Origin of the sequence: Occallatibacter sp., assembly GCF_035317045.1 — a bacterium.
Classification (GTDB): domain Bacteria; phylum Acidobacteriota; class Terriglobia; order Terriglobales; family Acidobacteriaceae; genus Telmatobacter.
This window is the reverse complement of record NZ_DATHHT010000021.1, coordinates 1-10,373: the sequence shown is the minus strand read 5'-3', so window position 1 is coordinate 10,373 and position 10,373 is coordinate 1. Positions and strand designations below refer to the sequence as shown.

The following is a 10,373-nucleotide window of genomic DNA, read 5'->3' as shown; positions in this document are numbered from 1 at the left end:
GCAACTACAAGCCCGAAGAGGTCGTCCTCACCGAGATAGACCCTCTCCATCAGAAGACGTTCTCTGACTTTCACCTGACATCGCAGCATCTGGGCATTCCGCTGGTCGACATCACCTCGATCGAGCCGATCGGCAACAAGTTGCACTACCGCGATGCGGTCGGCCGTCTAAGGCCGATTCACCGTATCTACAATCGCGCCATTGCCGACGAGCTGATTGCCCGCCAGATCCGCCTCCCCTTCGAGCTTGCGGCTCCATGGGAAGTGGAGTGGGCCGGCCACCCCAACTGGTATTTCCTGATCAGCAAGTTTTCGATCCCCTGGCTTGCCCGCTCCGGGCAATTTCCCGTTGTGCCGCCAGCGGTTTTTCTCAACGACTTTCTCGCCGGCCCGGGAAGGGATTTCCTTGCCGCCTCCGGCGTACCGCTGCCGGACGGCAATTTGGCATCGCGCGTTTACAACGAATTGCTGCTCAAGCCGCTGTTCTCCTTCGCCGGGAAGGGAATTGAATTCGAGCCCTCGCAGATCAGGCTCGAAGCCATAGCGCAAGAAGAGCGCGACTCATATCTCCTCCAGCAGCGCATGCGCTTCGAACCCACCATTGAAACCCCATTCGGAACGACTCAGGCTGAAATCCGTATCCTATATATGTGGCCCGATGGCGGCGAACTCACTCCGGCCTTGTCCCTTGTCCGCTTGGGACGGGGAAAGATGATGGGCGTCGATCACAATAAGAATCAGCGTTGGGTTGGTGGTTCAGCGGCTTTTTATATCTGAGCGAAGTGGGGTGTTTTCTGGTACCCTCTGCAGGCATACTGTTGCCCTGTTCCCCTGGTGGAGTTACCTAGCCGATTACTACTTTTAAACTTTCGTGCTCTAGGTTCTACAGCAGAAGTTGTATACATTCAACAGTGAACGTATCCGCCGGAAAAGGAAATCGCATGATGGAGATCTCCAAAACGAACCCATCCGAGGAAATGAGCAAGACTGGACGCGGCAATTTTCTAAAAGAAGTACGGTGCGCCGTCCGATTCCCGCTCTCCTTGCCGGTGGAGATGGCTGACGACAAACAGCATGACCAACCTGCGGTCACGCGCAACGTTTCCGCCAACGGTGTCCTGCTTGAACTTAACGCGCCTATTAGCGTCGGCGAGGAACTCGATTTCCATCTCCGGATGCCCGGAAGTGTGCTCGGGACTCCCCAAGATGTGTTAGTTCACTGTCGTGGACGTGTGGTACGCTGCTCCATAAGCCAAAGTCACTATCAGGCTGCTGCGACGATCGATGAGTATCATTTCGTGGAGCAGTAAGCGTCCTGAATTGACGGCGGTAGCAGCCACCTATGGAACTTCTCGACGAAACACCTGATGGCGAGATTCTCGACTCACCCGTGAAGCCGGGTACGATCCGCATTATCCTTGCGGACTCTCAGGCCATCTACCGGGTCGGAATTCGCAAAATCTTCGCGCTCGAAGACGATATTCGAGTCGTGGCGCAAGCCGACTCCCTCGAAAACCTCCGCCTGGCACTCGAACGCCAACCGGCTGACGTGGTCCTGATTGAAGGTGGTCTCCTTACCGGGGCCCCCACCGCCATTCCCGACGTCCTCCGCATTGCGCCCGATGTCAAGCTCATCGTGCAAGCCATTACCAACGACGAAAGCCAGACGGTGGATCTCTATCGTCGCGGCGTTCGCGGCATCATCTCCCGTTCCATCTCGCCCGACCTGCTGGTTCGCTGCGTGCGCCGCATCGCCACCGGCGAAACCTGGATCGACAACCAGGCCGTGAACTGGGTCATCGATGCATATCGCGCCCAGGCCGCTGCGTTGGTTAGCCCCCGCACTCAACCGCGTCTTTCTCCCAAGGAGACGGCGATCATTACCTGCATCACGCAAGGCAAGCGCAATAAGGAAATCGCCTTCCAACTCGGAACCACCGAGCAGGTCATCAAGAACTATCTGCGCAAGATCTACGACAAGCTGGGCGTCTCTGACCGGCTCGAGCTCGCTCTCTACTGTCTGCACAACAAGATCATCAAGTCCGATGCCGACGAAGTCGTGGTTGCACAGAAGATCGTTGCCCGCTGATACCACTCAATTCAGTTTCAAAATTCCAAGCGGCGCTGCTCAATGCAGCGCCTTTCGTATTTGCAAATAGAAATAGGCGCTGTCATTCTGAGTGGTGGTGAGCGAAGAATCTACTGTTCGTCCTCCACGCCACACTAGCGGCTTTCCTTTGCCGCTGCCGCCCCATCGCACGACACACCTTCGCAACTAGCCGGCGACTGCCCATCACCGCAGTTCTTGCGCGCCAGTTCCAGAAGCCTTATCAACTCACTCAGATCCCTTCGATCCAGGTGCCCCAGCAGGTCGCGCGGAATCTGCTCAATCACCGAGTCCATCTTGCCCAGCAATTCGAGACCCGCCCCGGAGATATGCGTCCAAACCACGCGCCGGTCCTGTTTATCGCGCTGCTGCCTGATCAGCTTCATCGCCTTCAGGCGCGCCAGCAGTCGCGTGATGTCGGGCTCGGCGGTGATCATTCGATCGCCGATCGCCGAGCATGTCAAACCCTGGGAGCCGGCTCCGCGCAGAATTCGCAGCACGTTGTACTGGGTCGACGTGACACCCCAGTCGCGCGTCCTGCGCTGAAACACCCGCTGCAAGCAGTCCGAAGTTCGCAGCACATTCAGCAGTGCCTCTTCTTCGTCGCTTGAAAACGGGCGTTCCTGCGCGATTTCGCTCTTCAATCCAGCCATTTCTGTTCCTGTAAACCTGCTCCCAGTGTCACTCTCAACAAAAACTAGCGATGTTATTCTGAGCGCACGGGGCCCCGAACGTTTGTCAGTTCGGGGGTGGTAAGCGAAGAATCTGCTTTCCGCACTTCCAGGTCTTACCAGCTTCGGAGACACCCACTACTGCTTTGCGACATCCAGCTCGATGTTCAATTGAACATCATCTCCCAGCACCGCTGCCGGATACTTCGTTCCAATTCCGAACGCGGTCCTGCTGATTGTCGTTGTCGCCGAAAATCCGGCATGCATCTTGCCACCCATTCCTGCAGCAGGCCCCGTCGGACCCTCCACCTGCAGAACCACCGGCTTCGTAACACCGTGCAGCGTCAGGTTGCCGTTGACCGTCAGGCCATTCGCCGTCTTCGCGACGCTCGTGCTCGTGAAAGTCGCAGTCGGAAACTGTGCCACGTCAAACAAGCCGGCGCTCTTCAGATCGGTGTCCCGTGGCGCCACTCCCGTATCTATCGTCGTTACGTCGATCGTCATGGTCACTGTGGACTTGGTGACGTCCGCAGCGTCCCACACAATCTGGCCGCCAAGGTTGCCGAACCGCCCGTGCACCTTCGACAGGCTCATGTGCAGAATGCTGAAGTCGACCTCACTGTGCGCCTTGTCCGGAACCCACGTGGATGTTTGAGCCACAGCCATGGGAACAGCCGTCGCCAGAATGCCGAGTATCATTGCCAAACGTTTCATGTCGTTTCTTGTCCTTTCGTTTTTCATGCTCGATGGATGGAAGCTTCTGGAGAGTCGGGAAGACGGCCGGTAGATCGATCTCGGCCACATACTTTCTGACTGTGCTGGATTCACGCCACCTTGCTGCCATGGCGCAGTTGGAACCGTGATTCTTAATGGACGCGCCAAGTCGAATATTCGTTGCAACAAATATTTTTTGAATTCTACAAAGTCCAGAGAGGCCGAAATCAGTCGAGGCCGCCAACCCGGCGCGAGGGATGTTGCCGCGGGCATTTCCGCTCCTGTTTCGTTGTCAAGTCTTTCCACCCTCGGTCGCCGCCTAACTTGCTCATAACAAACGCCAAAATGTCTGCCCAATTTTGCAGGTTATTTCGCCGGTTAGCCTACGCTGTATCTATGCAGCCAGCCTCGACCACCCGACACGGCGCTCACCACAGATTCACATTCTGCCGAATGTGCCTAAATGAGGTCCATAACGCGCCAAAACGTGCCAAAAAGAGCCAAAAAACCACGATTGAAAATGACCTAAACATCATCCACACAGAGAGTTAGCTCTGTACTCCTGGCGAAAATCAAGGGTACTTCGTAGCTATTAACTTGAGAGTATACAAACAACCTGCAAAAAGTCTGCAAGTCCATTGCTGAGAAGACTCTGCGATCTAAGTCAAATCGGTAGAACATTTTACAGCCATTCATCGTTGGTAAATCGCTGGAAAGGGGAGACTTTCCTTCCGGAGATGGGGGGGGGAGGGGGGAGGGGTAGAGGTTCCCACAGCCAGCCCGACTATCGCCCAGATTCTAGCTCCGCCAGGATCTGCGGGCCAAGCTGGCTTACGCTGCCGGCGCCAAGCGTCAGGACCATGTCGCCCGTGCGAGCCGTACCCGCGACTGCGGCAACCGCAGCATTGAAGTCGGGCGCGTATTGCGCGTGGGGAGAAGTGATCTTCGAAGTCAGCAGTTCCGCCGTGATTCCGGGGAGCGGTTCTTCACTGGCAGCATAGATGGGAAGAACGAACACGGAGTCGGCATCCGTGAAAGCGGCACCGAATTCGTCGAGCAAGTCACGCGTGCGCGTGTACCGGTGCGGTTGAAAGACGACGTGAACGCGGCCCTTTGAGAACTCGCGGGCGGCGGCCAAAGTAGCGCGGATTTCGGTAGGGTGGTGGCCGTAGTCGTCGATCACGGTAACGCCCCGTGCCTGCCCACGAATCTGAAAACGGCGATCGACCCCATGGAAACTGAAGATCCCGGCAGCAATCTTTTCCGTAGCGATGCCGAGTTGATGAGCGATCGCCACTGCGGCCGTAGCATTGAGCGCGTTGTGCCGCCCCGGCACGTGCAACTGGAACGGGCCGACGACGCCTGCGGGTGTGGCTACCTCGAAGTGCGAAAAACACTCGGGCCACGCGGGAAGTAATTCGAGCCGATAGTCGGCCTCTGGCGACGTGCCATACGTGAAGACGCGCCGATGCACGCGCGGCAGGATCGCAGCAAGCGCCGGGTTGTCGATACACGCGGTGACAGCGCCGTAGAAAGGAACCTTGTCCATGAAAGCGAGGAAGGCATGCTCCACGTCATCCATGTCGCGGTAGCAGTCCATGTGCTCGCGATCGAGATTGGTGACAACGGCGAGGATGGGCGGAAGTTTGAGAAAGGATCGATCGCTTTCGTCGGCCTCGGCAACGAGATATTGCGTGGTACCGAGTTTCGCGTTGGAGCCAAGCGCGTCGACGCGGCCGCCAACAACAACTGTAGGATCGAGATCGCCTGCAGCGAGCACCGATGCCACCATCGATGTCGTGGTCGTCTTGCCATGCATGCCGGCGATGGCGATGCCGTATTTCAGGCGCATCAGCTCGGCCAGCATCTCGGCGCGCTGAATCACAGGAATCTTCAGGGAGCGCGCGGCGACGACTTCAGGATTACTGGGCGATACCGCAGAACTGGTAACCACCACCGTAGCGCCGGTGACGTTTTGCCCGTTGTGCCCCTCATAGATGGTTGCGCCGAGTTGAGCAAGGCGATCCGTAACAGCACCGCGCCGCAGATCGGAGCCGGAGACCCGAAAGCCCATGTTGAGCAGGATCTCGGCAATACCGCTCATGCCGATGCCGCCGATTCCGATGAAGTGCGCGTGCTGTGCGGTGACAAACATTGCGGGCGAAGTTTCAGGTTACCAGCACAGGGGCATCATCGGCAGCGTCCGCAAGTTATCTGCCGACGGAGCAGGAGTCCAGAGCCGGGCAGAGCAAACTCACGCAGGTGCCCGCTCAAACGTTTGATAAGACGCTTCGCGTGCTATCATTCCGCCGACCGACGATTGTCTTGGCCAAGGAGTTCACAATGATCCACCATTCGCGCAGGGATTTTTTAAAGGCTGCCTCCGCCACCGCCGCGGCGCTTGCTGTTACGCGGAGAACTCCCGCATGGGCCGCCGAGCCGGGCAAGGTTAACGTATGGGGAACCTTCCGCGACCGCCGCCACACCGCGATCGAGCCGCTTGAATGGAAACCGGCAAAGCAGCTTGCCGCGAATGCGATTCAGTTGGATACAGGCGCGGCCAAACAGGAGATCCTCGGCTTCGGCGCAGCCATCACCGAGTCCTCCGCCTACGTGCTCAGCCGCCTTTCGGATGCCGAGCGCGCGCCCGTCATGCGCGATCTGTTCGCGCCCGATGCCATGGCGCTGAACGTCAACCGCACGTGCATCGGCTCCAGCGATTACGCAACCAAGATGTACAGCTACGACGAGAGCAACGAGCCCGATCCTGAACTGAAGAAGTTCTCCATCGATCACGACAAGGAGTTCTACCTTCCGATCCTGCGTGAGGCACGCAAACAGAATCCCGATATGTTTTTGTTCTCATCGCCATGGAGCCCTCCCGGATGGATGAAGCCAAACAACTCCATGATTGGCGGAGCCATGCGCAAGCTCAGTTTCGGCCCCTACGCGAACTATTTCATCAAGTTTCTCGAAGCCTATAAAGCCGAGGGCGTCGACATCGCAGCCGTAACCATCCAGAACGAGACTGACGCCGAGCAGGAAGGCCACATGTCCGCCTGTCTCTGGGCGCAGGAGCAGGAGATGGAATTCGCGGCACGCTTCCTCGCGCCTTCACTGCGCAAAGCAGGATTCGGCACGAAGATATGGCTCCTCGATCACAATTACAGCCTGTGGGGACGTGCGATCGACGAACTCAGCGATCCCTCAGTCTACGATGCGGTCGACGGTATCGCCTGGCACGGCTACGTGGGCGAACCAACCGCGATGACGCGCGTGCACGACGCATTCCCCGCGAAACATGCGTATTGGACCGAAGGTGGCCCTGACATCAACCAGCCCGACTACCAGACGGACTTCACAAAGTGGGCCGATCAGTTCAACAGCATCCTTAACAACTGGGCCCGTTGCATTACAGCGTGGAACATTGCGCTCGACGAAAAAGGCAAGCCGGATATCGGTCCCTTCTCCTGTGGCGGCGTCATCACCATCGACAATGCCTCGCACAAGATCACTCGCAGCGGCCAGTACTGGGCTTTCGCTCACTACTCGCAGCACATCAAGCGCGGCGCAAAGGTTTTCGCAACGAATGCACTCGGTGATACCGGAGTTGGATCAGAGCTATCGCACGCGGGCTTCCGCAATCCTGATGGCAATTATGTCGTTGTGCTGGCCAACAAGGGAGCGGAGAAGCGGGTGCAATTGCTGATGGGCGCAAAAGCACTCGATGTCGGCCTTCCCGCGGATTCAGTGCACACGCTGGAATGGTCCTAGGAATTCCGGCGACTGATTACCTTGAAGAACCGAAAGTGGGTGCCCCATTCATGACGCAGTTTCATCGCGTCATGGGTGGGATAGCACGGACCTTGGCACCACCCCGTGCGCGCTCCAACCAACGAGCGCGTTTCAGTAAATCTCATTCGCCGTTTGCGAAGACCGAATCTTTCCGTTCTCGACCGAAAGTTTATACGTGATCCCATCACCCGCCCACGACCTGATGTAGAAGTCCGATCCGGGCAAAACCTTCTGCACGGTGAAAGGACCGAAAGTAGGTAGTTTGTGCGTCTGCATCGCGCCCGATCCGCGGTCGGCGTCAATAAAGTAAGCAGCGCCATATCCAACGACATGCGCTTTTCCATCTGGCTCCAGCAGAATCGCGGCTCGTTCCTGGACGCCGATTCCACGAATCTTGGGCGCATCGGGCTCTACGAGCTTCCCATCCGGCTCGTTGAGTCGAGCCAGAAACACCAGCAGCCGGCCCATACGGTCGCGGCGTGCGAAGTGCGTGTCGGTGATGACGTTCTTAAGAATCGGGATGTTCAGAAATCCGCTCGTCAGGGTGATGCGCGCGCTGTACGGGTCTGCTAGTGCTGTCTTCCCGTCGAGGTTAGGATCATCCGGCTTGTCACCTTGCGCGGTGTAGATGAATTCACCCATCACAGCGAGCCCCGCGCTGGTGCCCCCGATTGGCACTCCCCGCCGGATCGCATCGTTCAACGCCGTCTGAACCGGCGTGTTCATCCAGAAGTTAATGTAATTCGCTTGGTCACCGCCGGCAATGAAGATGGCGCTGGCACGTTTGATCGCATCCACGACAAAGGAATTCGCTGCTGCATCGCGATCGGGAATGATCAACGTGGCTACGGAATTCAGGCGGCAAAGGCCGCGCAGGTAGAAGTTGTATTCGTCGTCGCCGGTCGCGCGCAGCACCAGGAAATCTCCACCGCCGGCGCGGTCACAGAGGAACTTGAACGCCTCGTCGAGATCCGTGCCGCCTCCCATCAACGCGAACCCCGGCCGGGACTCAGCCTTGATGTCGGCCCGCTCACCGGCGCGAATATATCGATACGCAGGCGACTGCGGCTTCGCGAGTAGCCCGCTCGCCGCCAGCAAAATGCCCAGACCCATGATTCGCAAATGCTTCATCTAGGTAGCTTATTTTAAGCTGCGATGCCGCCCGTTACGCTACGGGTTCCCCCTCGGTTCCATGCGGGGAAAAGCCAGCCGCGCGCGGGCTATAGTTGACTTTGGCGATTCTCCCGATCAACTGGCGCTGGCGTGGCACAACGTGACAATAAAACCCGGTCCCTCGTCTGGGAAGAGGAAGCGCCCGCAGAGCCGCGCTTTCGCCGCGCACAGCCTGCCGTGCCCGTTAAAGGCCGCAGCCTCCCCGGCATGCCGATTTCCATGGACGATGGGGACGACGACGGTCCTCGCACCCGCAGCAAACCGCGCAAGTTTGGCGACGAACCCACTCGCCCCTGGTGGCGGCCGGCCACCACGTTCGGCCGAGTATTCTTCTTAACCGGGGTGGTCGCGGTTCTGACTGTCTCTGCTGTTTCCGCCTACGCCCTCCGCAACTTTCTTGAGCATGATGCGCGCTTCCGCATTGGAGGCACCAGCAATATCCAGGCCACCGGGCTATCCCAGGTAAGCCGTGCTGAGCTGCTGCCAATTTTCGGAGAGGACATCGGCCGCAATATATTCTTCGTGCCCCTCGCCGAACGCCGCAGGCAGCTCGAGCAGATTCCCTGGATCGAACACGCAACGGTCATGCGCATCTTGCCCGATCAGATCCGCATTTCGGTCATTGAGCGCAAGCCTGTTGCATTTCTTCGCCAGGGTTCGCAAGTCGGCCTCGTCGATGCCAACGGCGTGTTGCTTGTCGAGCCGCCGGCGATGATGGCGCAGCATCATTACTCGTTTCCGGTCGTCACGGGAATCGACAGCCGCGACGCCATCGCTTCCCGGCGTGCCCGCATGGAGGTGTATCAGCATCTCGTCAGCGAGTTGGACTCCAACGGGCAGCATCAGTCTGACCAGATCTCCGAAATCGACCTGTCCGATCCTGAAGATGCGCGCGTGCTGATGCCCGCACAGGGAACGGACATCCTGGCACATTTTGGCTCCGACCACTTTCTTGAGCGCTTCCAGCGCTATAAGGCTCACATCGCAGAGTGGCGCCAGCAGTATCCCAAGCTTGCCGAAGTCGACCTTCGCTACGAACAGCAAGTCGTGCTGCAGATGACAGGCGGCACACACGCGACGCCGGCAAAGTTGGATCCGAGCGAGGTTGCGGGCGGGTCAGTAGAGGCGCCCAAACCAGATCCCGGAAAATCGGATGTCAAGGCTGACAGGCTGAAGCCTCTCGTGCCGAAGCACGCCGGTGCAGCCAAAACCGCCAAGGCCCACGCACCGGCCAAACCGTCTGCACGGACAAACGCCCTCAAAGGTAAAGGCGCAAAGAAGAAACACCCCGATCCAAAGCACGCAGTGAAAAAGACAGCGAAGCCGACTGCAAAGCCGCGCCCGACCACGAATGCCACCGTCCAGTGAGAGACAGATGAACGAGAAGCAGGACAATCTGATCGTGGTGCTGGACGTGGGCAGTGCCTGGACTCGCGTACTGGCGGCTGACGTGAATGAAGGTGCTCTTCGATATCGCGGCCACGGACTGGTCGAATCCACCGGCATGCGCAAGGGGCTCATCTCCGAACTTGGACCGGCAGCAAAGGTCGTGAAGCAGGCGAACGAGCAAGCTGAGTGGACTGCACGGGCCAACATCGACCAATGCGTCGTGGGAGTCGGAGGTCCACATATTCGCGGGCTCAACACCAACGGCGGACTGGACCTGGGCAGCCGGATGCGCGAAATAACGCGCGAAGACGTGCGCGCCGCTGTGGAGCGTGCCCGCGCCGTCGAGCGCCCTCCGGATCGCGAGATCCTGCACCTGCTCCCCCGTCAGTTCATCCTCGACGATCAGCCCGGCATCTTCGATCCGGTTGGGATGGTCGGGGCGCGCCTCGAAGTCGATCTGCACATCGCCACGTGTTCTGGCAGCGCGTTGCAAAGCACGGTTACCTGCGCCAACCGTGCCGGACT

The 10,373-nt window shown here is 58.5% G+C and carries 9 protein-coding genes and 1 pseudogene; 6 read left to right on the top strand and 4 right to left on the bottom strand.

Features of this window, described 5'->3' with window-relative positions:
* The 3 genes and pseudogenes from VK574_RS09650 to VK574_RS09640 form a co-directional block, all read left to right on the top strand.
* Positions 1-776, top strand: a pseudogene (locus VK574_RS09650) (hypothetical protein); the annotation flags it as partial.
* A gap of 164 nt (positions 777-940) precedes the next feature.
* Positions 941-1,309 carry a PilZ domain-containing protein gene (locus tag VK574_RS09645; protein WP_472799632.1) on the top strand — a complete coding sequence of 123 codons (369 nt, stop codon included), beginning with the start codon at positions 941-943 and terminating at the stop codon, positions 1,307-1,309.
* A 32-nt stretch (positions 1,310-1,341) separates the two neighbouring features.
* Complete coding sequence (locus tag VK574_RS09640; protein WP_472799631.1) at positions 1,342-2,088, top strand: response regulator transcription factor; 747 nt, start codon at positions 1,342-1,344, stop codon at positions 2,086-2,088.
* Between the two features lie 134 nt (positions 2,089-2,222).
* Here VK574_RS09640 and VK574_RS09635 read toward each other — a convergent pair whose 3' ends face one another.
* The 3 genes from VK574_RS09635 to murC all read right to left on the bottom strand — a co-directional run bounded on the left by VK574_RS09635 (position 2,223) and on the right by murC (position 5,646).
* Positions 2,223-2,759, bottom strand: coding sequence for a MarR family winged helix-turn-helix transcriptional regulator (locus VK574_RS09635; RefSeq protein ID WP_472799630.1), 537 nt, complete (start codon positions 2,757-2,759; stop codon positions 2,223-2,225).
* Positions 2,760-2,915: 156 nt separating this feature from the next.
* Positions 2,916-3,491 carry a YceI family protein gene (locus VK574_RS09630; RefSeq protein ID WP_472799629.1) on the bottom strand — a complete coding sequence of 192 codons (576 nt, stop codon included), beginning with the start codon at positions 3,489-3,491 and terminating at the stop codon, positions 2,916-2,918.
* Between the two features lie 784 nt (positions 3,492-4,275).
* The gene (gene murC / locus VK574_RS09625; RefSeq protein ID WP_472799628.1) at positions 4,276-5,646 is read right to left on the bottom strand and encodes a UDP-N-acetylmuramate--L-alanine ligase; all 1,371 of its coding nucleotides are present in this window, start codon (positions 5,644-5,646) and stop codon (positions 4,276-4,278) included.
* Between the two features lie 188 nt (positions 5,647-5,834).
* Here murC and VK574_RS09620 point away from each other — a divergent pair, with 188 nt between their 5' ends.
* Positions 5,835-7,265: a glycoside hydrolase family 30 protein gene (locus VK574_RS09620; protein WP_472799627.1), complete on the top strand. Its 1,431-nt coding sequence runs from the start codon at positions 5,835-5,837 to the stop codon at positions 7,263-7,265.
* Positions 7,266-7,397: 132 nt separating this feature from the next.
* On the opposite strand, the gene VK574_RS09615 is transcribed toward VK574_RS09620, so the two are convergent.
* The gene (locus VK574_RS09615) at positions 7,398-8,417 is read right to left on the bottom strand and encodes a cyanophycinase (protein ID WP_472799626.1); all 1,020 of its coding nucleotides are present in this window, start codon (positions 8,415-8,417) and stop codon (positions 7,398-7,400) included.
* 132 nt (positions 8,418-8,549) lie between these two features.
* Here VK574_RS09615 and VK574_RS09610 point away from each other — a divergent pair, with 132 nt between their 5' ends.
* Positions 8,550-9,827, top strand: coding sequence for a cell division protein FtsQ/DivIB (locus VK574_RS09610; RefSeq protein WP_472799625.1), 1,278 nt, complete (start codon positions 8,550-8,552; stop codon positions 9,825-9,827).
* A 7-nt stretch (positions 9,828-9,834) separates the two neighbouring features.
* On the top strand, positions 9,835-10,373 hold a 539-nt coding region (locus tag VK574_RS09605; protein ID WP_472799624.1), incomplete at its 3' end, for a cell division protein FtsA.

Coding starts and splice junctions, on each gene's coding strand:
- VK574_RS09620 (WP_472799627.1), top strand. CDS start 5,835: ATGATCCACCATTCGCGCAGGGATTTTTTAAAGGCTGCCTCCGCCACC.
- VK574_RS09645 (WP_472799632.1), top strand. CDS start 941: ATGATGGAGATCTCCAAAACGAACCCATCCGAGGAAATGAGCAAGACT.
- VK574_RS09615 (WP_472799626.1), bottom strand. CDS start 8,417: ATGAAGCATTTGCGAATCATGGGTCTGGGCATTTTGCTGGCGGCGAGC.
- VK574_RS09640 (WP_472799631.1), top strand. CDS start 1,342: ATGGAACTTCTCGACGAAACACCTGATGGCGAGATTCTCGACTCACCC.
- VK574_RS09630 (WP_472799629.1), bottom strand. CDS start 3,491: ATGAAACGTTTGGCAATGATACTCGGCATTCTGGCGACGGCTGTTCCC.
- VK574_RS09635 (WP_472799630.1), bottom strand. CDS start 2,759: ATGGCTGGATTGAAGAGCGAAATCGCGCAGGAACGCCCGTTTTCAAGC.
- murC (WP_472799628.1), bottom strand. CDS start 5,646: ATGTTTGTCACCGCACAGCACGCGCACTTCATCGGAATCGGCGGCATC.